At 45.8% G+C, this 23,376-nt stretch carries 25 protein-coding genes; 17 read left to right on the forward strand and 8 right to left on the reverse strand.

Annotation, left to right across the window (positions count from 1 at the left end; translation table 11 throughout):
* Positions 1-138 precede the first annotated feature (138 nt).
* The gene (locus DW015_RS05995; protein WP_117904871.1) at positions 139-606 is read left to right on the forward strand and encodes a hypothetical protein; all 468 of its coding nucleotides are present in this window, start codon (positions 139-141) and stop codon (positions 604-606) included.
* Positions 607-690: 84 nt separating this feature from the next.
* On the opposite strand, the gene DW015_RS06000 is transcribed toward DW015_RS05995, so the two are convergent.
* The 8 genes from DW015_RS06000 to DW015_RS06035 are packed head-to-tail and all read right to left on the reverse strand — an operon-like array spanning position 691 to position 6,453.
* Positions 691-1,458 (reverse strand): urease accessory protein UreD, encoded by a 768-nt coding sequence (locus DW015_RS06000; RefSeq protein ID WP_117904872.1) that lies wholly within the window; start codon positions 1,456-1,458, stop codon positions 691-693.
* Positions 1,455-2,066 carry an urease accessory protein UreG gene (gene ureG, locus DW015_RS06005; RefSeq protein ID WP_002851818.1) on the reverse strand — a complete coding sequence of 204 codons (612 nt, stop codon included), beginning with the start codon at positions 2,064-2,066 and terminating at the stop codon, positions 1,455-1,457. The genes DW015_RS06000 and ureG overlap by 4 nt, the downstream gene beginning before the upstream one ends.
* Before the next feature lie 36 nt (positions 2,067-2,102).
* Positions 2,103-2,777 carry an urease accessory UreF family protein gene (locus tag DW015_RS06010; RefSeq protein WP_117904874.1) on the reverse strand — a complete coding sequence of 225 codons (675 nt, stop codon included), beginning with the start codon at positions 2,775-2,777 and terminating at the stop codon, positions 2,103-2,105.
* A gap of 17 nt (positions 2,778-2,794) precedes the next feature.
* On the reverse strand, positions 2,795-3,283 hold the full coding sequence (locus tag DW015_RS06015) for an urease accessory protein UreE (RefSeq protein WP_117864122.1): 489 nt from the start codon (positions 3,281-3,283) through the stop codon (positions 2,795-2,797).
* 15 nt (positions 3,284-3,298) lie between these two features.
* Positions 3,299-5,011 carry an urease subunit alpha gene (ureC, locus tag DW015_RS06020; protein ID WP_002851786.1) on the reverse strand — a complete coding sequence of 571 codons (1,713 nt, stop codon included), beginning with the start codon at positions 5,009-5,011 and terminating at the stop codon, positions 3,299-3,301.
* 3 nt (positions 5,012-5,014) lie between these two features.
* Complete coding sequence (gene ureA, locus DW015_RS06025) at positions 5,015-5,695, reverse strand: urease subunit gamma (protein ID WP_117904876.1); 681 nt, start codon at positions 5,693-5,695, stop codon at positions 5,015-5,017.
* Between the two features lie 33 nt (positions 5,696-5,728).
* Complete coding sequence (locus DW015_RS06030) at positions 5,729-6,046, reverse strand: hypothetical protein (protein WP_117904879.1); 318 nt, start codon at positions 6,044-6,046, stop codon at positions 5,729-5,731.
* Positions 6,043-6,453 (reverse strand): hypothetical protein, encoded by a 411-nt coding sequence (locus DW015_RS06035; RefSeq protein WP_117904881.1) that lies wholly within the window; start codon positions 6,451-6,453, stop codon positions 6,043-6,045. The genes DW015_RS06030 and DW015_RS06035 overlap by 4 nt, the downstream gene beginning before the upstream one ends.
* A 499-nt stretch (positions 6,454-6,952) precedes the next feature.
* Here DW015_RS06035 and speB (DW015_RS06040) point away from each other — a divergent pair, with 499 nt between their 5' ends.
* The 16 genes from speB (DW015_RS06040) to speB (DW015_RS06115) all read left to right on the forward strand — a co-directional run bounded on the left by speB (DW015_RS06040) (position 6,953) and on the right by speB (DW015_RS06115) (position 23,373).
* On the forward strand, positions 6,953-7,915 hold the full coding sequence (gene speB / locus DW015_RS06040) for an agmatinase (protein WP_181979858.1): 963 nt from the start codon (positions 6,953-6,955) through the stop codon (positions 7,913-7,915).
* Positions 7,916-8,070: 155 nt separating this feature from the next.
* Positions 8,071-8,937: a transporter substrate-binding domain-containing protein gene (locus DW015_RS06045; RefSeq protein WP_181979859.1), complete on the forward strand. Its 867-nt coding sequence runs from the start codon at positions 8,071-8,073 to the stop codon at positions 8,935-8,937.
* Between the two features lie 9 nt (positions 8,938-8,946).
* Positions 8,947-9,657: an amino acid ABC transporter permease gene (locus tag DW015_RS06050; RefSeq protein ID WP_207659358.1), complete on the forward strand. Its 711-nt coding sequence runs from the start codon at positions 8,947-8,949 to the stop codon at positions 9,655-9,657.
* Between the two features lie 14 nt (positions 9,658-9,671).
* Positions 9,672-10,331 (forward strand): amino acid ABC transporter permease, encoded by a 660-nt coding sequence (locus DW015_RS06055; protein WP_051706754.1) that lies wholly within the window; start codon positions 9,672-9,674, stop codon positions 10,329-10,331.
* Positions 10,332-10,353: 22 nt separating this feature from the next.
* Positions 10,354-11,133 (forward strand): amino acid ABC transporter ATP-binding protein, encoded by a 780-nt coding sequence (locus DW015_RS06060; RefSeq protein ID WP_022286948.1) that lies wholly within the window; start codon positions 10,354-10,356, stop codon positions 11,131-11,133.
* 31 nt (positions 11,134-11,164) lie between these two features.
* Positions 11,165-12,439, forward strand: coding sequence for a sigma 54-interacting transcriptional regulator (locus DW015_RS06065; protein WP_117904884.1), 1,275 nt, complete (start codon positions 11,165-11,167; stop codon positions 12,437-12,439).
* A complete protein-coding gene (locus DW015_RS06070; RefSeq protein WP_117904886.1) occupies positions 12,436-13,146 on the forward strand; it encodes a TRIC cation channel family protein in 711 nt (236 codons plus the stop codon). Before DW015_RS06065 ends, DW015_RS06070 begins: the two co-directional genes overlap by 4 nt.
* Before the next feature lie 25 nt (positions 13,147-13,171).
* A complete protein-coding gene (locus DW015_RS06075) occupies positions 13,172-13,756 on the forward strand; it encodes a cytidylate kinase-like family protein (RefSeq protein WP_242993232.1) in 585 nt (194 codons plus the stop codon).
* 338 nt (positions 13,757-14,094) lie between these two features.
* The gene (locus tag DW015_RS06080; protein WP_117904890.1) at positions 14,095-15,039 is read left to right on the forward strand and encodes an ABC transporter permease; all 945 of its coding nucleotides are present in this window, start codon (positions 14,095-14,097) and stop codon (positions 15,037-15,039) included.
* Between the two features lie 13 nt (positions 15,040-15,052).
* Complete coding sequence (locus DW015_RS06085) at positions 15,053-15,964, forward strand: ABC transporter permease (protein WP_117904892.1); 912 nt, start codon at positions 15,053-15,055, stop codon at positions 15,962-15,964.
* A gap of 3 nt (positions 15,965-15,967) precedes the next feature.
* Entirely contained in the window at positions 15,968-16,963 is a 996-nt protein-coding gene (locus DW015_RS06090) for an ABC transporter ATP-binding protein (protein ID WP_117904894.1), read from the forward strand.
* Positions 16,960-17,979: an ABC transporter ATP-binding protein gene (locus DW015_RS06095; RefSeq protein ID WP_117904896.1), complete on the forward strand. Its 1,020-nt coding sequence runs from the start codon at positions 16,960-16,962 to the stop codon at positions 17,977-17,979. Before DW015_RS06090 ends, DW015_RS06095 begins: the two co-directional genes overlap by 4 nt.
* Positions 17,980-18,007: 28 nt before the next feature.
* Positions 18,008-19,642, forward strand: coding sequence for an ABC transporter substrate-binding protein (locus DW015_RS06100; RefSeq protein WP_117891340.1), 1,635 nt, complete (start codon positions 18,008-18,010; stop codon positions 19,640-19,642).
* Between the two features lie 28 nt (positions 19,643-19,670).
* The gene (locus DW015_RS06105; RefSeq protein ID WP_117904898.1) at positions 19,671-21,341 is read left to right on the forward strand and encodes an ammonium transporter; all 1,671 of its coding nucleotides are present in this window, start codon (positions 19,671-19,673) and stop codon (positions 21,339-21,341) included.
* 32 nt (positions 21,342-21,373) lie between these two features.
* Positions 21,374-22,273: a MerR family transcriptional regulator gene (locus tag DW015_RS06110; RefSeq protein WP_117904900.1), complete on the forward strand. Its 900-nt coding sequence runs from the start codon at positions 21,374-21,376 to the stop codon at positions 22,271-22,273.
* Between the two features lie 2 nt (positions 22,274-22,275).
* Positions 22,276-23,373 (forward strand): agmatinase, encoded by a 1,098-nt coding sequence (speB, locus tag DW015_RS06115; RefSeq protein ID WP_051706745.1) that lies wholly within the window; start codon positions 22,276-22,278, stop codon positions 23,371-23,373.
* Positions 23,374-23,376: the final 3 nt, after the last annotated feature.

Here is a 23,376-nt window from a genome sequence, read left to right on the forward strand (position 1 = left end):
GCCTATCGAATTTCTTAATAATAGTGTCCAATATGATTGACAAACCTACAGAGAGGACTTGTGAGATGCTAGGAAAATTATTGACATGAAAGAGAGTTTGTGATACAATAAAGGCATATAACAAAAGGGGGAGAGCATATGGCTGTAGATAAGGCGGACTGGCACTGGGACGATACTGAAAAGCTGTATAGGAAAACAAATAATGTGAAGGGTGAGCTTACCGAAGAACAGCAGGAAGAAATATGGCTGTTGGCGTCAAATCATATAGGATTATTTTTAAGGTGGCTTATTGACAGGGGTTTTAACGAGCTTATTGATGAAAGTGACGAGGAATCCTGTGTGCAGGTCCGTGAGGGCAAAATGAGCGGTGCGGAATATCTTATGCACATATTGGACGGTGCATTTTGTGAGAATGATATAAAACCCAATGTCCGTGACTTTGCGGTAAATTATTACGATAAGCAGTATTTTAATGATTATGGTAAGACTTGTCCTGCTAAAGATCTGTGTGTGCCGTGCTATAGCTTTATATCAGGTGACGATGACTACAACGCCCTGAGACCTCTTATAGACGAAGCATACGAAGAATATTGTCGTGAGAAATAACAAAACCAGTGAAAGCCTACAGCAGGCTTTCACTGGTTTTGTTTATCATTTATGAAAAGTTTAACGATATTTTATCCGCTGTTTTTATGTGCGGATTTTTTCTGCAATGAGCTGAAAAGCGTCAAAAATCTCTTCTCCCGAACGTCCCAAGGCTCTTATGGCAATGCCACGTTCCGTGTGAGTGGCGCAAAGCTGTGCGCTGTCAGGGTCGCCTGTGTAGTCGGCTTGGTAAATGCTTTCCGGCATTGTCTTGTCAGGGGTGTAGATATACATAAATCCCGTGTGGGTGAAGCCCTCGAAAAAGCCTTTTTGCCGTATGGGCAGTGCGGCGGGGTCGATAAGAGTGTTGTCGATAAAATCCGCTCTGCCGTCAATTGCTATCTCGGTGCGTGAGCGAAAGCGCTTCAAGCCGAATTCCTCACCCATTGCAGTTCTGCCACAGCAGTATATCTCAGAGAAAATAAGCTCAGAGCTTTCTGTGATGTTCACCTTGCCCATAGAGATATGCTCACAGCCTGTGAAAGTCATAATAGGGTGGGGCATATAGCAAAGCCTTGCTTTTTTGCGTACAACAAGCTTTATGCTCTGTTTTGATACGCCGCCGTTTGTGTTGAAAAGCTTTTGATAGCCCTGATCTGTGAAAATGACCTTGCAGTTTTCCCCCACAAAAAGCTTTATCTCGTTTTCGTCACCTGCCAATACTCCTGCTGAGCCGCACATTGAGATATATTTTGCCCAGCCTTTATGGTCATAAAATGGTGAATACACCTTGAAAGGGGGAGCAAAATATAAGTCCTCAGTAACGGTTTTTTGTCCGTCAAAGGCTGTTGACAGGTTTAGTCTGCCGTTCATTTCAGATCCTCAAAAAGAACTGATTTTTTTATCCAGTCTATGACCTGAGAAACGCCCTCACGGCTCATGAGATTTGTGAAAAGAAACGGTCTGTCGCCCCTCATGCGCTTTGAGTCGGAAGCCATTACTTCAAGGGAAGCTCCAACAAGTGGCGCAAGGTCTGTCTTGTTGATAACAAGCAGGTCGGAACGTGTCACGCCGGGACCGCCTTTTCTTGGTATCTTTTCACCCTGTGCAACATCGATAACATAGATAGAAGCATCTGCAAGGTCAGGGGAGAATGTGGCGGAAAGATTGTCACCGCCGCTTTCAATGAAAACGATCTGCGTGTCAGGGTGCTTTTTCACCATTTCGTCAACGGCTTCCAGGTTCATTGAGCAGTCTTCTCTTATGGCAGTGTGAGGACAGCCGCCTGTTTCAACACCAACTATCCTGTCGGCAGGCAGGCATGAGTTTTTTGTAAGAAATTCTGCGTCCTCTTTGGTGTAGATATCGTTTGTTACAACGCATATGGAATATTCTTTTGACATTTCTCTTGTAAGGCGTTCGATAAGTGCGGTTTTTCCCGATCCCACAGGTCCGCCTACGCCTATTTTTACATAGCTCATTTTTGGTACTCCTTATTATATTATATAAATCATAGCTTATGACATATACTGTCTTGAATACAGCCGTTCGTGCTGCATTGCACGCAGGTCAAATCCTGCGCCGCTTATGCCGATATCGTTTATATCAGTGAAAAGGGCTTTTTCTGCGGCAGAGGATATAAGCTCAAAGCTCTCTCCGAGAATTTTCTGCCCTGCAAGCTGACTAAGAGGTACAAGCTTCACGCAGTTTGTGACTATGGCAGAGCATATGGAATAGCCGTATACCGCAAGCCCCTCTGAAAGCTCGATTCCATTGTCACGCATATAAAGCCCATAGGCGATGCACTGATGACCCTTGCATATGCCCTGCTCCGTCAGGTTTTTATAAAGCCCTGTGAAGCTTTCCCGACCATTGTCGCATATTTTGAAAAAACGCCTTGTGACCTTTTCTGAGCCGCTTCGTATCTCAAATGGTGTTTTCACCGCAGAGTATATCTCATCAAGACGGCAAAGCTCCTTTTCGTCTGCATTATATGCCGCTGCCGCCGCACCAAGCTCATTGTAGGGCAGCACTGAGATGTAAGAATGGAGATATTCTTCAAGCCCTTGTGGCGAAGTGATGATATCATGCTGAACGTAGGTTTCAAGCCCGTTTGAAAGCGTGAACGCACCCACTGGGAAAAGGCTGTCGCATATTTGCAGAATGTGCATAAGTCCTGCAGTATCGGTCATTTTTTTATCAGCTCCGTTTAGTGTGAATGTTCGTGGTGATGATGTTCCCCATGCTCGTGGGAGTGGCTGTGTGAGTGTCCGTGAGCTTTGCAGACGATAAAATCGTCAAATCTGCCTATGATGTTCTCGCACTCAAAGCCGAGGTTTTTCAGGTGCTTTTCTGTAGGCTCGTCATGTGGGATAAGCACGTTGTCGTCAGAAATTTTCAGTGACAAATGCCTGTTGCCTATCTCAAAGCAAAGCCTGCCCATTTCCTGCATAGTGTGAACGTTTATCTTGATAAGGGGACAGCTTGTGAGCTTCACTGCTACGCAAAGCTTATCGTCAAGATAGATGATATCCCCGTCCTTTAGGTTTTCGTCAATGGCAATGCCTATGTCACGTCCTCCTGCGGTGGTTTTTCTTATGCGCTTTTTCTCGGCTTCAAACCAATCAAGCTCAACTGTGTCTACTTCCACAGAGGGGGTGCTTTCAGAGAGATTGCCTAATATTTTTTCTGCTATCATTTTTGTTTCCTCGCTTTAAAACATAAAGTAACGCTGTGCCAATGCAAGCTCGTCAAAAGGTTCGCAGGTAATAACTTCGCCGTCAACTGTGACAGTGTAGGTCTCAGGGTCTACTCTTATATCACCGCAGACGTTGTTGTATACCATATCAGCCTTTGAGATGTTTCGGCAGTTCTTCACAGGAAGCACCTGCCTTTTAAGACCAAGCTTCTCTTTTATGCCGTCCTCGTAGGCGTATTTTGATACGAACGTGATACAGGTGCTTGAAAGGGCAAGCCCGTGACCACCGAACATTTCTGTGTAACACACAGGCTGAGGGGTAGGGATAGAAGCGTTTGCGTCGCCCATTTTTGATGCGAAAATAAATCCGCCCTTTATTATCATGTCAGGCTTTGCACCGAAAAATGCAGGATTCCAAAGAACAAGGTCTGCCACCTTGCCAACTTCCACTGAGCCTACATATTCTGATACGCCGTGGGTTATAGCAGGGTTGATAGTGTATTTTGAAATGTAGCGTTTTATTCTGAAATTGTCGTTTCGCTGGCTGTCCTCTGGGAGTGCGCCACGTTGTTTCTTCATTTTGTCAGCGGTCTGCCATGTTCGTGTGATAACTTCGCCTACACGTCCCATTGCCTGAGAGTCGGAACTCATCATTGAGAATATTCCCATATCGTGCAAAACGTCCTCTGCGGCGATAGTTTCAGGACGTATCCTTGAATCCGCAAAAGCAATGTCCTCAGGGACGTTCTTGTCAAGGTGATGACACACCATGAGCATATCCAGATGTTCGTCAAGAGTGTTTGCGGTGTAAGGCATTGTAGGGTTCGTTGAGGAAGGGAGAACATTCGGGAACGCTGCTGCTCTGATAATGTCAGGAGCGTGTCCGCCGCCTGCACCCTCGGTGTGATAAGTGTGGATAGTCCTGCCCTTGAAAGCATTGACGGTATCTTCAACAAATCCGCCCTCGTTAAGAGTGTCGGTGTGGATAGCCGCCTGAACGTCATACATATCCGCAACAGTAAGTGCGTGGTCGATAACGTCAGGGGTAGAGCCCCAGTCCTCGTGTATCTTCAAGCCTATACAGCCTGCCTTTATCTGCTCCTCAAGAGTTGTGATGTCGCTTGAATTTCCCTTGCAGAGATAGCCGAAATTCATTGGCAGGTCTTCGGAGGCTTCCAGCATTCTGTGGATATTGAACTCGCCGGGTGTACAGGTGGTGGCATTGGTGCCGTCAGCAGGACCTGTACCACCGCCTATCATGGTGGTGATTCCGCTGTAAAGGGCTGTTCTCACCTGAGTTGGAGAGATAAAATGAATGTGCGTGTCAAGTCCGCCAGCGGTGAGGATAAGACCCTCGCCTGCGATAGCTTCCGTGGAAGCACCTATTATCATGTTTTTGTCAACACCATTCATGATGTCGGGGTTGCCTGCTTTGCCTATTCCTGCTATCCTGCCGTCCTTTATGCCAACGTCAGCCTTTATGATGCCTGTGCTGTCGATGATAAGAGCGTTTGTGATAACAGTGTCAAGGCACTCCTTGTCAGTGGCTTTGCAGGACTGCCCCATGCCGTCACGGAGAGATTTTCCTCCGCCGAACTTTGCTTCATCACCATGGACTGTCAAATCTTTTTCCACTTCTGCAATAAGAGAAGTGTCGCCTAAGCGCACTCTGTCGCCAACTGTCGGACCATACATATCGCAGTAAGCTTTTCTCGATATCTCGATCATTTCCTACACCCCCTTGAAGCCAAGCTTTTTAGCCTTTTCAAAGGCTGCCTGCTTGATGTTTTCATCATCCATTTTTCCGTTTACAAGACCATTCAGACCATAGCCTATGCGGTCGCCGCCGATAGGTATAAGACGGACGATCTTTTTCTCTCCCGGCTCAAATCTTACCGCTGTGCCTGCGGGAATATCAAGCCGCATACCATAAGCCGCCTTGCGGTCAAATTCCAAAGCCTTGTTTACCTCAAAAAAGTGGAAGTGGGAGCCTGTCTGGATAGGTCTGTCCCCTGTGTTTGAAACTGTAAGCTCAATGCTTTCTGTTCCCTCGTTGAGCTTGACAGTGCCTTCCTCAACGATAAATTCCCCTGGGTGAAGCTTGCTTGCACCCTTGATAGGGTTGTGTACTGTCACAAGCTTTGTGCCGTCGGGCATTGTGGATTCTATTTGTATTTCGTGTATCATTTCAGGAACGCCGTCCATGACGTCATCAGCAGTAAGAAGCTTTGTGCCGTATTGCATAAGCTCAGCGGCTGACGCTCCTGCTCTTGCTTTTTCCATTACTTCCATGCTTATGTATGCCACAGCTTCAGGGTAGTTGAGCTTTAATCCCTGTGCCTTTCGGTCACGGGCAAGCACACCCGCATAATGGAGCATGAGCTTATCCTGCTCTCTTGGAACAAGTCGCATTATTATTCCTCCTATTTATATAGTATAGTGTATCTACTGCTTTTTCTCTGTAAGGGCTTTTCTTACTACTCCCTCAGGGTCGCTTATGAGCATAGTGCCGAGCCATACGACAGCACCGAGTGCAACAACGCAAATTCCTAAAAAGCTGTCGTTTATCATGTCTGCGGTGGCAGGAGTGAAATATCCTGCGCCCTGCTCTTTGTATTCAAAAAGTGCGTCAACCAGCCACATTATAGATGCGCCCCAGTACATATAGCACATCAGCCCCACTTTAAGCTTTCTGGCTTTTGGTGATGTGTACCATACTATGGTAATAATAACGGCTGCTATGAGAGCGATAAGAAGTGTCATATAGCATCACCTCCCAGCTTTGCAGACTCTTTTGGCTTACGTTTTAGTATCTTGTCAGACACCACAGTCAGCACAGCCCATACCGCTGTCACAAGAACAGCCATTGATGTTCCGACAGTCGCCATTTCGTGGAATGCTACTGCCATTTCCGAAGGGTCGTTAGCTGCTGTCAGGAATGGGAAGAACGGAGATATCTCGCCATGCCACAGATGCTCAAATGCCAAAAGTCCTGAACCGCCCCACAGAAAGCCTGAGAGCCTTGTTATCTTTTTAGAAAGAGGAAGCTTGTCCTCCGAAAGAGCTTTGACCTTTGTCTGATCCTCTGCCTTTGACTCGTGAGACTTTACTGCCTTTGCCACAATAGTTGTAACGATCGCTTCTGTTGCCGGTACTAAAAAACAAGCCATAATAAAACTTCCTTTCAAAATTGTTTTCTGAGTTTGACCTAGTGATAATAAAAAAACAACGCCCTTATAGACCAACAGGCATTGCCGTATCGGTTATAAGAGCGTCATTGCTTTGATTATCAGTATAGCACAGAGCTTTTTATTTGGCAATAGTGTTAATGGAAAATTCTTATTTTATTCAGCTTTGAATAAAAAATAGATGTGAACAAAATGAAAGTCTAGTATCTGAATATTGCATTATTGCTCTTTGTAGATTTGCACAAAGAAACTATTCAAAAATGAATAGCTGTGGCTTTGATATAGATAAAATAGCGTAAATATGCCATATATGCAATGACAAAGCTTATTCCAAAGTGAATAATTTTCAGAAAAATTGAAAATAAGCTATTGACAACTTGCAGGAATGGTGATATAATTCTGCACATAGAGCAATTCAGAAATGACTTGAACGGTCATGCGGATATGTTTCTCAGTGATTTTGAAAGGAAAGTGACCTCAAATGATCAACAACAATTGTCAGCCACCGAGCGCCTCAGGCTCTCCTCGTTTTTGTAATATGGGTAATTTCATGAGGCTTCCTCACGCGACCTCAGCAGAGGGATTGGATTTCGCTATCGTTGGTATACCGTTCGATACCGCCGCTTCTTTCAGAGCAGGCGCAAGATTTGGTCCTAACGGTGTAAGAAACATCTCGGCAATGATAAAGCCTAACAATGTTGCAATGGGAGTCAACATTATGGATTCACTCAAGGGCGCAGACCTTGGCGACGTTCCTGTGATCCCTGATTATATCCACGAAACATATGCAGCTATCGAGCAGACCTTGGACGGTGTTCTTGAATGCGGTGCAGTTCCAATAAGCATTGGCGGCGACCACGCTATCACCCTTGGCGAACTTAGAGCTATCGCAAAGAAGCATGGAAAGGTAAGCCTTGTGCATTTCGATTCACACCTTGACCTGTGCGATACGGTTTTCGGTCAGAAATACAATCACGGCACACCATTCAGAAGAGCAATGGAGGAGGGTCTTATTGATCCTGAGAAGTCGGTTCAGATAGGCATGAGAGGTTCTCTTTACGATCCTGACGATTTCAAGATCGCCGCAGACCTTGGTTTCACGGTTATCCCAGGGGACAAGCTACACACATATTCTCCTGAAGATCTTCTCAAGGTCATAAAGGAAAAGGTGGGCGACAATAAGGTGTTCCTTACATTCGATATAGACTTTGTTGACCCGGCTTATGCACCGGGTACAGGTACTCCTGAGGTGGGCGGATTTACTTCCTTTGAAACACTTCAATATATAAGAGCGCTGAAAGACCTGAACTTCACAGGCTTTGATGTAGTAGAAGTCGCTCCTCCATATGACCGCTCAGAGATAACCGCTTATATGGGCGCAAATATCATTTTTGAGTTCATGTCTATCCTTGCTTATCAGAAGAAGATCGGCAAGAGAAAATAAAGATAGAAAAATAATTCACTCTCCAATAAATATAATATCAAACGCAACGGAGCGTTGACAGCGGCATTAAGGTGTCGGACTTGTCAGCGCTCCGATTTTTTTGAAAAGTAAGTGAAAGGTTGGAATCAGTTATGAAAAGCGGAAGAAGATTTGGAATGTTAAGAAAAGTTTGTGCAGTGGCAGTGGCTTCGGTACTTGCGGCAGGATGTCTTACAGCCTGCGGAAGCAGCAAGAACACAGGTCCGCTCACACTGGATCAGATCAAGGAAAACGGTAAGCTCACAGTTGCGACAGAAGCCGCTTATGAGCCTTTTGAATACATGGACGGCGATAAGATCATAGGCTACAACGCAGATCTGTTCGCAAAAATTTGCGACGATCTGGGGGTAGAGCTTGATTATATCGACCTGCCGTTCCAAGGAATACTTGCAGGACTTGAAGCAAAGAAATATGACGTTGTTGGAGCAACACTTGGCGTAACTGCTGAACGTGCAGACAAGTACACGATGACTTATCCTATCCAGAACGGAACTACAGTTTTCGTAAAGAGAAAGGGCGATGACAGCATCAAGTCTATCGAAGATATGTCGGGCAAAAAGGTCGGCACACAGACTTCTTGCTACAATGAGGACGATACAAAGAAATTCAACGAGAAGCTAAAGTCAGAGGGCAAGGACGGCTATGCTGAACTGCTCAAATACGACTCATTCCCTGAGGCTTTTGCAGAGCTTAAGAACGGCAAGATAGACCTTGTTGCTCAGAACTATGCAAGCTGCGCCGCAGTTGTAATGAAGAATCCTAACGATTATGAGATAGTGGCTGACGATTCAGGCAAGGCTGAAATGGTCGGCACAGACACTTGGGTATCATGGGCTGTTCGTAAGGAAGACACAGAGCTTTCTGACTATATCAACTCTGAGATACACAAGTTCAAAGAGGACGGAACTCTTGCAGAGCTCCAGAAGAAATGGTTTGGTGAAGCCGTTGACCTGCCTGAGAGCGATTATATCCCTGCCGAGTAAAAAGCACCTTTGAAAGGAGGAAATGCTCCGTCGCAAACGGCGGAGCATTATATATCAATGGAGAATTTCAACATAGTATGGCATTATAAAGACCTGCTGCTGAAAGGTCTTGGCTATACAGTATTCGTATCCGTTGCAGCGATACTTATAGCGCTTTGCGTTGGTATGCTGCTTTCGGTGATGAGAATGGGCGGCGACTCGCTTCCTTCAAGGATACTGAAAAAGATAGTCGCAGTTTATATAAGCTTTGTCCGTGGCACGCCTGTGCTGGTGCAGATATACATTATATATCAGGCGCTTGCAGTAATGGGTCTGAACCTTTCAAACCTGGCGTCAGGCATAATCGCTCTGAGCCTTAACAGCGGCGGATTTATCGCAGAAATAATCCGTGGCGGACTTACGGCTGTGCCAAAGGGTCAGACGGAGGCGGCCAGAGCCTTGGGCATGAGCGAGCCAAAGATACTAATGAGGATAGTTTTCCCGCAGGTATTCAAGGTAGCTTTGCCGCAGCTGACAAGCGAGTTCATAAACGTTATAAAGGTGTCGCCGATGCTTTCTGTGTTGGCAATCGTAGAGCTTACAAGAACGGCTCAGCGTCTTGTAACGCAGACATACATAAACCTGCCTTTCTATATTGCTATCGCAGTTATGTATTTTGTTATTTGCGCAGGGCTTGAAGAGCTTGTAAAGCTTCAGAAGAAAAGACTTGAAAGAAGATAAGGAGGCGCAGATATATGAACGAATTTATGCACGTTGCGGAAATAGCGCTTCCGCTGCTTTTGCAGGGTCTTGGAACAACGGCGGCAATATCGGTGCTGTCTATCCTTATTGCAATGGTGTTAGGCTCGGCGGTAGGCTATATGTGCCTTTCAAAAAACAAGGCTGTTGAGCTTATCGCAAGGGCGTTTATAAAGATATTCAGATGCACCCCTTTTATGGTGCAGGTATATCTTGCATATTACGGACTCCCTGCTCTTGGTCTGAACGTTTCAGCGTTCTCAACAGGCGTTATCATTCTTGGAATGTACACAGCGGCTTATACTGCAGTTATCCTTGAAAGCGGCGTCAGCGCTATCCCAAAGGGACAGTTTGAAGCTTCATATGCAATGGGAATGTCAAGATTTAAAACAATGGTGAGAATAATTTTCCCTCAGACTTTGAAAATAATCGTTCCGTCACTGACAGGACAGTTTGTTCAGACTGTTAAGGACTCATCTATCCTTTCTATCATCACAGTTGCAGAAATGACAATGATGACAAAGGAAGCTATTGGTATAACTTTCAGCCCTCTGATAGTTTATATCTGTGCAGGCGTTCTTTACTGGGCGCTGAACCTTGTTATCGAGTTCGCATCAAGATGTATAGAAAAGCACAACAACCGTGTTGCTATCTGACGAAAAAGGAGTGTAAAATACAATGGCTGAAAGCAGAAAACCTGTTATATCGGTTCACGATCTGGCAAAGAATTATGGGGAGCTTAAGGTCCTCAGAAAAATAGATATGGATATTTACAAGGGCGAGGTGGTAAGCGTTATCGGCCCTAGCGGCTCTGGCAAAAGCACTTTTCTCAGATGTCTGAACTATCTCGAGGAGCTGACATCAGGCGAGATAGATATAGGCGGAGTTTCCTTAAAGGGCATCGACGAGGACAAGCACAACAAAAAGCTTAACGAAAAGGCTGCAAAGGTCATAAGAAAGAACGTTGGAATGGTGTTCCAGCAGTTCAACCTTTGGCCGCACAAAACAGTGCTTGAAAACGTCATGGAGTGTCCTGTTCAGGTTAAAAAGGCTAACAAGGAAGAAACGAAGAAGAAAGCCATGGAGCTTCTTGCGAGAGTTGGAATGGACGGCAAGGCAGACGCTTATCCTACTCAGCTTTCAGGCGGTCAGCAGCAGCGTGTGGCTATTGCGAGGACCCTTGCAATGGAGCCTGAGGTCATACTCTTTGACGAGCCGACTTCCGCCCTTGACCCTGAGTTCGTTGGCGAAGTTCTGAACGTTATGAAAGACCTGGCTCAGGCAGGAATGACAATGATAGTTGTCACACACGAAATGGGCTTTGCGGCAGAGGTGGCAAACAGAGTCTGCTTTATGGACGGCGGCTATGTTATCGAGGACGGCACCCCTGAGGAAGTGTTCAAGCACCCTAAGAGCGACCGTGCAAAGCAGTTCTTCTCAAAGATACTTAATGTGTAAACTATAAAGCCGCAGAAAGGAGTGCAGACAAATGGATTATGAGCAGCTAGGGCACATTCTCGAAAGTATCCACCCAGGAGTGACTATTGCCGACAGCAGCGGAGTGTTCAGATTTGTTTCAAACTCCTATCTCAGCGGCAGAAGCGTAAAAGGCTCTGACATAATAGGTAAATTCGCAGGCTCAGAGGAAATGATGAAGATGTTTTCCCCTTGCGTGACGCAAATGGTTTTTGAAAGCCACAAGCGTGTCACAACAGTGCAAAAAGGCGTTGACAATGACGAAACTTTTGTCACCGGTATACCGGTATTCAAGGACGGAGAGCTTGAAATGATAATAAGCTATTCCTCTTGGGAGATAACAGGCTTTGACGACCTGCGGGAGCGTTACAATGTTTTACAGTATCAGAACAAAAAGCTTCTTGATGAAATAGAGCTTATGACAGGACGTGACGGCGGACAGCGTTATATCGCCCAAAGCAGCCGTTCAAGAGACGCAAGGCGGCTTGCAGGAGTTTTCTGTGACGCAGGCTGTCCGTGTTACATCTATGGTCCCACAGGAAGCGGCAAAAGCTATCTTGCTTCCACTATATACGGTAAAAAGGGGACGCTTTACACCTATGACTGCGCACCTGTCGGGGAAGAAGTCATAGAAAAGGAGCTTCTTGGAGAGGGGTCGATGATATCGCCGCTTTCGGGCATTTACGCTGTGATAATAAAGCATATAGATCGGCTGTCCCCAAGGCTTCAAAGGGCAGTCCTTGAAAAATGCGCAAAAGCAGGCATTGTGCCTGTGGGGCTTTCTGAGCATTCAGTGGAGGAGCTTAAAGGCGCTGACAAGCTGTCGGAGGAGTTTATAAGCGAGTTCGAGCCTTATCAGGTACAGATGTATTCTCTTGGCGAGCGTGCGGAGGATCTTAAAACCTTTATCGACTATTATCTCGGCTCGGCAAACAAGAAATACTCACGGAGCGTTGAGTTCACGCCTCGTGCCATGGGCTGTTTGCTGGGATATGATTGGAAAGAAAATATCGACGAGGTGCATAGGACTATCGAGCGTATCGTCCTTACTACCGAGAAGAAAAAGGTGGACGTTTTCGACTTGCCTGACAGAATAACAGGCGGTTCGTCTGAGGTATTTGCACAGAATGCTTCCCTAAAGGATATGCTTGAATTTTACGAAAGCGGACTTGTGATGAGAGCCTATGAAAAATACAGAACATCTGTGGCTGTGGCACAGAAGCTTGGCATAAGTCAGGCGACGGCGGTGCGGAAGATACACAAATATGCAGGCAGGGACGTTGAATGAATGAGCGTTTTGATGTTATCGTTACGATACTTGAACTTATCGGCACTGCAGCGTTTGCGGCAAGCGGTGCGCTGACAGCGATAAAAAGGCGTTTTGATCTTTTCGGCGTTATAATAATAGGAGTGACAACGGCTGTGGGCGGTGGGATAATGCGTGATATCGTCATCGGAAGTCATCCTGTGGCGGCGTTTCGTGACCCCCTTGCAATGAGTGCGGCAGCTTTGGTATCGGTGCTTGTGTTTGCTGCCTTGGCTGTAAAAGGCGACCTGGGGGGCAAGGCGTTTAAGCTTTATGATACTGCAATGCTCATGCTCGATACTATAGGGCTTGGCATTTTCACTGTTACAGGTATAACAGCGGCAATGAGGAGCGGCGTGTCAGACAACACTTTTTTGCTTGTGTTTTCGGGAGTTATAACAGGCGTTGGGGGCGGAGTTCTCAGGGATATTTTCGTGAACAAGAAGCCTGAGATATTTGTGGGCAATATTTATGCCTGCGCTTCTGCCACAGGTGCAGCGGCTTTTCTGCTTTGCTATGGCATGATGTCGTTCATGCCTGCCTGCATGGTGAGCCTTGTGGTGACGTTTTCCCTAAGGCTCATGTCGGTGAAATTCGGTTGGAATTTGCCGAAAATTCAGATAAAAGCCAGACAGGAGCGGAGGATAGCCGCCACGAAAGAAAATCTCATAAATAAAAAAGGAGCATAGACTATGAAAAAAGTTTATTATTACCATAAGCCGTGAGTTCGGCTGCAACGCAAGAGAGGTCGCAAGAAAGGCGGCGGCTGAGCTTGGCGTGGAGTTTTATGACAAGGACCTTGTAGATATGGCGGCAGAGCGTGCAGGCATAAGCCGTGACTCGTTTCTTGACAGTGAGGAAATGCTTGACAAGAACGCTGACCGCCTGCTGAAGTCATTCGGCTATGGCTCATCAACGCAGTTTTATTCCGACAAGGCTGTAAAAGCACAGGTGGATATCATCAGAGATCTTGCAAACAAGCGTGTATCCGCCATATTCTTCGGCAGATGTGCAGACTATGTTCTCAGAGAATATCCAAACCACATGAATGTTTTTCTCTATGCGCCTTTGGAAGCAAGGATAAAGCATATGTGTGAAACTTATGACCTTTCATGGCCGGAGGCTGACAAGCTCATAAAACGTGTTGACCGCCAGCGCCACAACTATTATAAATACGTCACTGGCAAAAATCGTGGTGACCGTGACAACAAGCATCTTATGATCGACGTAAGCGAATACGGCACTGATCTCACTGCCGAGATGATATGCTTCGCTGCAAGAAAGATGTTCGATGACTAAGCTTTCTACTGATTACCAAATCTTCATTTGTGGGGTGCTTCTGCTTTGGAGCGCCCCTCTTTTCTTACATTTGTGAATATGAACAAAATGCAGGATATAAAACTCCTTTATTCATACAACATTTTCTGCAAACTGAAAAAGCGGCTTGCGTTAATAAAAAGTTTATATATAAAATATAAAATGACTGATTCTCAGCGTTGCAGTTGTAGCTGCTACAGGATATATTATAGGTGTATCGAAAGAAGAGTTTCGTGGAGTAAATTATTTTCAAAAAGTAAAATGAAAGTTTAAAAAGAAAATCCTGCAAAGTGCAGCTGTAAATATAGGAGGAATGTAAAGTGAAAAGGTTCAGGTTTATAATCAAACGGCTGCTTTCAATGATAGTCATTATGTTTGTGGTGTCCTTTCTGGTGTTCGTTGTTTTGAGAATGTCAGATGCAGACCCTCTTACAGTAATGATAGGAAACAATCAATCCACTCCTGAACTCAGGCAGGCTCTTACAGAAAAATATCACCTTGACGACCCTGTGCATATACAGTATCTCAGGTGGATAAAGGGAGTTCTTTCAGGCGACTTCGGCACAGACTATGCTGACGGTCAGGACGTAAAAGGTCTTATAATGTCAAGGCTTCCAATAACATTCGGACTTGTGATAATGAGTTCCGTCATAGGCTCAGTGATAGCTGTTATAATGGGAGTTGCAGCGGCGCTGAGAAAAGGTAAACCCTCAGACGCAGCAATTTCAGGACTTATGCTTGTGCTTTCAGGTGCGCCGTCATTTTTGGTAAGCATACTGATACTTATTTTCATGACAAAGTACGTTCCCGGATATTCGTTTATCGGAACATATACAAATTTCGGAGAGTTTTTGCAGCGTATAATGATACCGAGCCTGATAATGGCGCTGACGTTCGTTGCGATGCTTGGACGTATCACACGAAGCAACATGATAAATCAGCTCCAGTCTCCTTATATCGCAACGGCGGCTGCAAAGGGATTAAAGCAAAGCAACATAACCTACAAGCACGCTTTTCACAACGCTGTTATTCCTGTTATAACAGTTGCAGGATACATGATAGCAGGCTCTATAGGCTCGACAGTAATAGTTGAGCAGGTCTTTTCTCTTCCCGGTATAGGCGGTCTGCTCATATCGGCGATAGAGGAAAACAATTTTCCTATAGTTCAGATACTTGTGCTTTTCATGCTTGGAGCTTATCTTGTAATGAGTTTTGTTATCGACATACTTTATACCGTTCTTGATCCGAGAGTTGATCTTAAATAAGGTGGGATTTTTAATGAAGAAGAAAAATAAAGCAGGAACGTTTTTCACACCTGTTGTGGCGGTGACGGGAATATTCCTTGCGGTCATAGTTTTCGTATCGCTCTTTGCAAGCATTATCGCACCGTATGACCCTCTTGCCACAGACGTGAATGCCATATATGCTCCAGCCTTTTCTGAGGGACACATTTTCGGAACTGACGGACTTGGCAGAGATCTTTTTTCAAGGCTCATATGCAGTGCAAGAACTTCCATCCTGAATGCCTTTCTTATAGTTGCCATAGAGGTAGTCATAGGTGTTCCTCTTGGGCTTATCTGCGGATACTACAGAGGTCCTCTTGACAGTATCGTAATGAGGGTGTGGGACGTTATAAGCGCAATACCGCCGCTTCTTCTTTCCTTTATCCTTATTGCAGTAATGGGAAAGGGCATGATGACAGGTATCATCGCCATAGGCATTTCTTATATCCCTCTTACCACAAAGACCGCAAGATCAATGATAATGACAGAGAAAAAGGCGGTGTATGTTGAAGCCTGCAAATCAATGGGCTTTTCAGACGCAAGGATAATTTTCGTGCATATCCTGCCGAACATCATCACACCTATGATATCGCAGTTCACACTTGATATCGGTACGGCTATCACATCAATGGCTACTCTGAGCTTTCTGGGACTTGGTGTTCAGGCTCCGAATGCCGACTGGGGAACGCTTCTCCGTGACGGCATGGGCAACCTTTATAATAGCTCTGCACTGCTTTTTATACCTGCAATATGCGTAATACTTGTAACAGTATCCATAAACCTTTTCAGCGACGGTGTTCAGAACTATCTCGACCCGTCATCAAGAAAGCTTCCGTCATTCAAGAAATACGAAAAGAAACACGGCATAAAGAAGCTTTCAGCAGTTAAGGCAAACGGGGAGGCGTAAAAGATGAAAAAAGGAAACGTTCTTGAAATAAAAGACCTTTCTGTAGACTTTATGACAGTTAGAGGTATCATATACGCCGTTCAGGGCGTTGACCTTGAAGTGAAGCAAGGGGAGATACATGGTATCGTAGGCGAGAGCGGCTGTGGAAAAAGCGTAACATCAAAGTCGGTCATAAGGCTCCATAACGAGGAGACCACCAGATATGCAGGGGATATCTACATAAGAGATGACAGCGGCGAGAAAGATGTTCTTGCAATGAGCAAAAAGCAGCTCCGTGATTTCAGGGGCAGCACAGCCGCAATGATATTCCAAGACCCTATGACTTCCCTTGACCCTATCATGAAAGCAGGCGAGCAGATAGCAGAAATGCTAAGGGCGAAGAAAAACTTAAATCGCCGTGAAGCAAGAGAAAAGGTCATCGAGATGTTTGAAAAGATAGGCATAACACCTGCGGAGAAAAGATACGAGCAGTATCCGTTTGAAATGAGCGGAGGAATGTTACAGAGAATAATGATAGCAATGGCGCTTATATGCGAGCCGAAGCTTCTTATTGCAGACGAACCTACCACGGCGCTTGATGTTACTATCCAGGCGCAGATACTAAAGCTTATAAAAAAGCCCCAGCAGGAAAGCGGAACGTCGGTAATATTCATCACTCACAACCTTGGTGTTGTGGCTGAGATTTGCGACAGCGTAACTGTAATGTATGCAGGAAAGGCTGTTGAAACCACAAGCGTTGTGGATATTTTCGACCACCCTGCTCACCCATACACAAAGGCGCTCCTTGAAAGCAATCCGAGAGAGAGCGACACAGAAAAAAGAATGAAAAGCATACCTGGCAGCCCTCCGCTTCTGTATGAAAAGTTCAAGGGCTGTGCCTTTGCACCGAGATGTAAGTATGCTGACGATAAATGCAGAAGCTGCGTGCCTGTTACAGAAAATGTGTCTGAGGGACACAGCACAGCTTGCTTCAAGTGGCGGGAGGTGACATCACAATGAGCAAAGAAAAAGACAGACAGCCTTTTATAAGCGTCAGAGATCTGAAAAAGTATTTCTGCCTTGACAATTACAAGCTTGCAAAGGCAAAGACGAGATATATCCACGCCGTTGATGATGTTAGCTTTGATATCTACAAGGGCGAGATATTCGGCATAATAGGCGAGAGCGGCTCGGGCAAATCAACCATAGGAAGATGCGTTCTGAAGCTTATCGACGTTGATTCAGGCGAGATATATTTTGACGGCAAAAACATAACTCATGTGAGCCGCAAGGAACAGCAGGAACTGCGTTCAAGAATGCAAATGGTCTTTCAAAACCCTCTTGCTTCCTTTGATCCGAAAAAGACTATACGCTTTAGCCTTGAAGAATCTGCAAAGGTGCATAAGATAAAGCCTGAGGTCTACAAGGCAAGGATAAAACAGCTTATGGAGTATATAGCGCTTCCGGAGGACTTGCTCACAAGATATCCTAAAGACCTTTCGGGAGGTCAGCTCCAAAGGCTTGCAATAGCAAGGGCGCTTATGCTGGAGCCTGATTTCATTCTTGCAGACGAGCCTGTTTCGGCACTTGACGTTTCTGTGCAGGCGCAGATATTGAATCTTATGCTCGACCTGAAAGAGGATAAAGGGCAGACGATACTTTTTATCTCCCATGATCTGAACGTTGTCCGTCACGTTTGCGACAGGATAGCGGTGGTATATTTGGGAGCGGTAATGGAAATGGGTACGGTGGAGCAGATCTATAACAGCGTTGCTCACCCTTACACTCAGGCGCTCATCTCAGCAAAGCCAAAGGAACACCCTCTTGAAAATAAGAAGCATATCCTGCTGGAGGGAGATATACCGAACGCAGTGGATATCCCCGAGGGCTGTCGCTTTGCAGGCAGGTGCAGATATTTCAAAGAGGGCTTGTGCGACAACCGCACGCCAAAGCTCAAAGACATTGGAAACGGGCATTACGTTGCCTGTCATTTCCCACTAGGCATTGACAGCAGCAAGACTGCTTCGGATATGTAATAAATCTTTTGAAGAAAGGAAAGTTATCATGAAAAAATTCTCACGCAAGATCGCGGCCGCTGCTGCATTGGCAATAACAGTTTCAAGCTGTATGACAGGCTGCTTCAACAACACAGGTTCCGGTTCAGGCTCAGGTTCTTCAGGAGGAAATTCAGAGACAGTTCTCAGAGTAGGCTATACTCAGGAACCGTCATCGTTTGACCCTGCCGACTTCACTATCGTTGCCGCTACACTCACAGGTTATGACTGCTATGACACGCTTCTTAACTTCTCACATGACGGCACAACAGTTGAGCCTGCTCTTGCAGAATCTTGGGAGCAGGTTGACGATACTACATACACATACAAGATAAGACAGGGAGTAAAGTTCTCAGACGGCAATGAAATGACAATGGACGATGTGCTTTATTCTCTTAACAGAGTAACAGAAGACAACTATTATATGAGCTATCTTTTTGCAAACGTTGACAGCTTTGAAGCCGACAACGATACTTGGACGCTGACAGTTCATCTTAAGCAGCCTGACTCATCATGGCAGTATGTTCCTGCAACATCAGCCTGCACTATCGTCGAGAAGTCTGTAACAGAGGAACAAGGCGACAAGTACGGCACTGCTGACGGAAAGACTGTCGGCACAGGTCCTTACAAGCTTTCTTCATGGTCATCAGGAAGCGAGATAGTTCTTGAAAAGAACGAAAACTGGTGGGGCGACCCTGATACTCTCGATATCGACAAGGTAGAGTATTACGTTATCGAGGACGAAAGCGCATTAGCACTTGCGGCAAAGGGCGGACAGATAGACTTTGTCGAGGGTATGTCAAACAGCGTTATGTCTGTATATCAGAGCTGTCAGAACTTCAATATCCTCTCATGCGAGGGAACGACTTCAAACTATATCGCATTCAACACAGCTTCAAAGCCGTTTGATGACGAGTGGGCAAGAAAGGCTGTTGCATATTGTATCGACCGTTCGCAGATAACAACAACTATCGGCGGCGATTATGCAAAGCAGTCGGCTGTTGTTCCAATGAGCGAATCCATGATGTATATGGATAAGGATAAGTGGGATTCAACTATCGCCGAAAGCGATGTTTATACTCAGGATTATGACAAGGTAAAGGAATGTCTTGCAAAGTCAAAGTATCCTGACGGCTTTGAGTTTGATTTCTATACGACTTCACAGACGCAGAAGCAGGCTGAGCTTCTCAAGTCAATGGTAGACGCAAGCGGCTCTATCACAATGAATCTTGTGGAAGTACCTGACAGTGATATTTTCAGCTATATGTTCGGCTACAAGACAAAGGATAACGGCGAGAGATATTACAACGCAGTCGGCACATACATGATGTCAGACTTCCTTGATCCTATGGGAATGTTAAAGACATTATATGCAGGCTCTAACGCTTGCGAGGGCGGAACGAATGAAACACTTTGGACAAGCACAGAAGCAGACGGACTTCTTGACAAAGCGGCTCAGACAACAGACGACGCTGAGAAAATGGGTTACTATACTGACGCATATAAGATATTTGCTGATGAGTGCCCTTACCTTGGGCTTTACACATCATCTGATGTTTACGCAGTAAGCGACAAGTTCACATATGACCCAAGCCCGATGTTCTGGTATAACTTCAGTTACGCAGACGTTCATGTGGCAAAATAAGAAATAATATGAAAAAGGAAGTGCGATAATGTATTCATCTCTGGATACCGTGTGGGTTCTTCTCTGCACAGCTTTGATATTCTTTATGCAGGCAGGCTTTGCAATGCTGGAAACAGGCTTCACCAGAGCAAAAAATGCAGGCAACATAATAATGAAAAACCTTATGGATTACTGCATAGGCTCTGTTCTTTTCTGGGTTATCGGCTTCAGCTTTTTGTATGGCGACTCCATAGGAGGATTTATCGGAACGCCAAGCCTGTTCGCAGCAGGAAAGTTTGCAGCCGCAGGAGATCTGCCTAAGCGAGTGTTCCTTATGTTCGCAACGGTCTTTTGTTCAACTGCCACGACTATAGTTTCAGGAGCAATGGCAGGCAGAACAAAGTTCAAGGCCTATCTTACATATTCGGCTGTTATGAGCGGAATAGTTTATCCGATAACAGGTCACTGGATATGGAACAGTGCAGGCTGGCTCAAAAGTATAGGCTTCCACGATTTCGCAGGCGGAACTGCCGTTCACGTTGTTGGCGGAACTACCGCACTTATAGGTGCGCTGCTTGTGGGAGCAAGGATAGGCAAGTTTGATAAAAACGGCAAGGCGAGAGCCATACCGGGACATAATCTCACTATCGGAGCTTTGGGCATATTCATTTTGTGGATAGGCTGGTTCGGATTTAACGGTGGCTCGCTTCTCACCGCTCAGGGCGACAATGCGGCGGCAAAGCTTGGGGATATCTTTTTTAACACAAACATATCTGCGGCAGCTTGTGCAATAGCTGCAATGTTCATCACATGGGTGCGCTACGGCAAACCTGACGTGACAATGACCCTTAACGGAGCACTTGCAGGACTTGTGGCTTCAACCGCAGGCTGTGACACAGTTTCGGCAGGAGGAGCGTTTGCTATCGGCATAACAGCAGGCTTTGTAATGGTGTTTGGTGTTGAGCTTATAACAAAGCTAAAGGCTGACGACCCTGTGGGTGCGGTGAGCGTTCACGGTCTGTGCGGAGCATGGGGAACGCTTATGACGGGCGTTTTCGCAAAGAAAAGCGGTCTTATTTATTCGGGCAGCCCGAAGGATCTGCTTATACAGCTTGCCGGCGTGTTTTCAGTGGCGGCATGGACAGCGCTTATTATGGTGATAGTGTTCACAGTGATAAAGAAAACAATGGGCCTGAGAGTTAGCGAGAATACAGAGATAGTTGGTCTTGACAAGTGCGAGCATGGACTTTCAAGCAGTTATGCGGATCTTCTCAACACTGCTCAGTTCATCACCGCTGCCGCTGACGAGCCTTCAAAGGTGAGGGCTATAGACGAAGCCTCAGAGCTTAACGCTTCTGACTACAAGGCGGACGGAAAAATGCACAAGGTGGTCGTTCTTATGAACGTCGCAAAGTTCGAGATGCTGAAAAATGCTTTGGATAAGCTTGATATAACAGGTATGACAGTTACGCAGGTGAGCGGCTGTGGAATACAAAAAGGAAGCACTGAGCTTTACAGAGGCTCTGAGCTTGAATCAAGGCTTCTGCCTAAGATAAAGGTGGAGATAGTTATAAGCACTGTTCCTCTTGGACTTCTTATCGACACTATCAGAAAGGTGCTTTATACGGGCAAGATAGGCGACGGAAAGATATTTGTTTATGACGTTGCAAACGTTGTGAAGATAAGAACAGGGGCAGAGGACGAGCAGGCTCTTGAATAAGCTGTCATAATAATTGGAATGGGGGACAAGATATGACTGATGATATGAAATACACTGTGTTTTATACAGACGAAAACGGACAGCTTGTCCCGAATGGGGAAAAGCTTCTGAGCATAACCGAGATAGCAAAGTATCGAAACATACCTACCGAACGGCTTAGATATTACGATAAGATAGGGCTTTTAAGACCTGACTATGTTGACAAGCTCACAGGGCGGAGGTTTTATTCGGCACAGCAGTGTGAAAAGCTTGGCACTATAAAAGAGCTTCGCAGGCTGAACTTATCTCTGAAAGAAATAGAGGACTATTTCAGCGACAGAAACCTTGAAAAGTCCGAGCGTGTTCTCAGACAGCGTTATGAGCTTTTACAGCAGGAGATAGCGGATAAGCTTGAAATAAGCCGTGTGCTGAAAGAAAAGCTAAAGTTTATCAGAGAGCTTAACAACACAGATTTCAAGCTTGATGACCCTGTTATAAAGGAGCTTCCTGAACGATATGCCCTCAAAGGGGAGAGCAACAAGTTCAGAACAAATCTCACCGGCATAGAGTTTATGAAGCTTGAGGAGGCTATAGGCGGAACTTCACCTGTGCTTGCCACTGATAAGGTGGCAATGACCATAAAAAACTCAGTTGACCCTGACGATATGGATTCCGAGGTCTGCCCTATGGTGTTCTGCTCGGCAGATCAGGCTGACAAGGAAAGCTTCACAACAGTGGCAGGAGGAAAATACGTTTGCGCTTTTCACAGGAATTGCTACAGCTATTTCGGTGAGCTTATAATGAAAATGCGCTGTCTTGCACAGGAGCATGGCTACACCCTTGGAAACGTCGGGGTGATGATATACCGTATAGACATAACCCTTACGGACAACAGTGATGAAACTATTGCGGAGCTTCAGTTTCCGCTTATAAAAGAAAGCAGGGAGAAATGATCATGATAGACAGAAATGAACTGCACGCCATGAAAACGGCGGCAAGATTTGATGAATTTGGCAACACAAGATTTCCTACAATGGCAAAGAGAGCCGTTGAGCTTGGATTAGAGCCTGCGGACAGCATTAAAAGCGAGGGCATGAGCTGTTTTGCAAGAACAAATCTCGGCCCTACATACACAAGCCACGAAACTTTTCTCAGAAGCCCTTTCTGCGAGGATATCCATAAGGTGTCGGAATATGACGTTGCAGTGGTGGGTATCCCATATGACAGCGGAGCGTCAAACCGTTCAGGCACAAGACTTGGCCCTGCCGGCATAAGACACGCTTCTTCGCAGATATCCCCTTTCAACCCTGACTATGGCGTTGACCTATACGAAAACATAAAGCTTTGCGACGCAGGAGATATTTACACACTTCCTGCAAATGCCGAAAAGACTTTCGACCAGATAACAAAGGGCATAGGCTATATATTCTCTCAGGGAGTAACGCCTATCGTTCTTGGGGGCGACCACTCTACCACTTTCCCTACGCTCAGGGGCATTTCAAAGTATATCGACGGCAATATCGGCGTTATCCATATCGACCGCCACAGCGATTGCGATGCTATCCAAATGGACGAAAAAATGCACGGCACAGAATGGTATCATTCCACTCACCTGCCTAACCTCAGCGCAAAAAATCTTGTGCAGATAGGCATAGGCGGAAACTGCTGCAAGTCATGGTCAAAATTCACCCGTGACAGCGGCTGTACTGCGATCTCAATGGAGGATATAGACAAGTATGGTATCGACAAGGTGGCGGAGCTTGCTCTCGATATCGCATGGAAGGGCTGTAAGGCAGTGTATGTGAGCCTTGATATAGACGTTCTGGAAGCTGCTTTCTGCCCGGGTACCGGCACACCTGATTTTGGCGGTATGCTCCCGAGAGAGCTTTTAAGGCTTCTCAAGCTCGTGACAGCTCCCGGTATCTGTGGAATGGACGTTGTGGAGGTATCTCCTCCCTTTGATGTGAGCGAGATAACTTCACTTGCGGCGTCAAGATGTATAATCAATGTGCTTTGCAATCTTGCGCTGAACAAGTCGCTGTATAAACACTGATAA

It is taken from the genome of Ruminococcus sp. AF37-20 (genome assembly GCF_003460465.1).
In the GTDB taxonomy this organism is placed as follows: Bacteria; Bacillota; Clostridia; order Oscillospirales; family Ruminococcaceae; genus Hominimerdicola; species Hominimerdicola aceti.

What these genes read in the sequence shown, in the direction of transcription:
- DW015_RS06055 (WP_051706754.1), top strand. Translation starts at nt 9,672, where the DNA reads ATGAACGAATTTATGCACGTTGCGGAAATAGCGCTTCCGCTGCTTTTG.
- DW015_RS05995 (WP_117904871.1), top strand. Translation starts at nt 139, where the DNA reads ATGGCTGTAGATAAGGCGGACTGGCACTGGGACGATACTGAAAAGCTG.
- DW015_RS06110 (WP_117904900.1), top strand. Translation starts at nt 21,374, where the DNA reads ATGACTGATGATATGAAATACACTGTGTTTTATACAGACGAAAACGGA.
- DW015_RS06045 (WP_181979859.1), top strand. Translation starts at nt 8,071, where the DNA reads ATGTTAAGAAAAGTTTGTGCAGTGGCAGTGGCTTCGGTACTTGCGGCA.
- DW015_RS06010 (WP_117904874.1), bottom strand. Translation starts at nt 2,777, where the DNA reads ATGACCGATACTGCAGGACTTATGCACATTCTGCAAATATGCGACAGC.
- DW015_RS06105 (WP_117904898.1), top strand. Translation starts at nt 19,671, where the DNA reads ATGTATTCATCTCTGGATACCGTGTGGGTTCTTCTCTGCACAGCTTTG.
- DW015_RS06090 (WP_117904894.1), top strand. Translation starts at nt 15,968, where the DNA reads ATGAAAAAAGGAAACGTTCTTGAAATAAAAGACCTTTCTGTAGACTTT.
- DW015_RS06060 (WP_022286948.1), top strand. Translation starts at nt 10,354, where the DNA reads ATGGCTGAAAGCAGAAAACCTGTTATATCGGTTCACGATCTGGCAAAG.
- DW015_RS06035 (WP_117904881.1), bottom strand. Translation starts at nt 6,453, where the DNA reads ATGGCTTGTTTTTTAGTACCGGCAACAGAAGCGATCGTTACAACTATT.
- ureC (WP_002851786.1), bottom strand. Translation starts at nt 5,011, where the DNA reads ATGATCGAGATATCGAGAAAAGCTTACTGCGATATGTATGGTCCGACA.
- DW015_RS06065 (WP_117904884.1), top strand. Translation starts at nt 11,165, where the DNA reads ATGGATTATGAGCAGCTAGGGCACATTCTCGAAAGTATCCACCCAGGA.
- DW015_RS06015 (WP_117864122.1), bottom strand. Translation starts at nt 3,283, where the DNA reads ATGATAGCAGAAAAAATATTAGGCAATCTCTCTGAAAGCACCCCCTCT.
- speB (WP_051706745.1), top strand. Translation starts at nt 22,276, where the DNA reads ATGATAGACAGAAATGAACTGCACGCCATGAAAACGGCGGCAAGATTT.
- speB (WP_181979858.1), top strand. Translation starts at nt 6,953, where the DNA reads ATGATCAACAACAATTGTCAGCCACCGAGCGCCTCAGGCTCTCCTCGT.
- DW015_RS06100 (WP_117891340.1), top strand. Translation starts at nt 18,008, where the DNA reads ATGAAAAAATTCTCACGCAAGATCGCGGCCGCTGCTGCATTGGCAATA.
- ureA (WP_117904876.1), bottom strand. Translation starts at nt 5,695, where the DNA reads ATGCGACTTGTTCCAAGAGAGCAGGATAAGCTCATGCTCCATTATGCG.
- DW015_RS06085 (WP_117904892.1), top strand. Translation starts at nt 15,053, where the DNA reads ATGAAGAAGAAAAATAAAGCAGGAACGTTTTTCACACCTGTTGTGGCG.
- DW015_RS06070 (WP_117904886.1), top strand. Translation starts at nt 12,436, where the DNA reads ATGAATGAGCGTTTTGATGTTATCGTTACGATACTTGAACTTATCGGC.
- ureG (WP_002851818.1), bottom strand. Translation starts at nt 2,066, where the DNA reads ATGAGCTATGTAAAAATAGGCGTAGGCGGACCTGTGGGATCGGGAAAA.
- DW015_RS06095 (WP_117904896.1), top strand. Translation starts at nt 16,960, where the DNA reads ATGAGCAAAGAAAAAGACAGACAGCCTTTTATAAGCGTCAGAGATCTG.
- DW015_RS06000 (WP_117904872.1), bottom strand. Translation starts at nt 1,458, where the DNA reads ATGAACGGCAGACTAAACCTGTCAACAGCCTTTGACGGACAAAAAACC.
- DW015_RS06030 (WP_117904879.1), bottom strand. Translation starts at nt 6,046, where the DNA reads ATGACACTTCTTATCGCTCTCATAGCAGCCGTTATTATTACCATAGTA.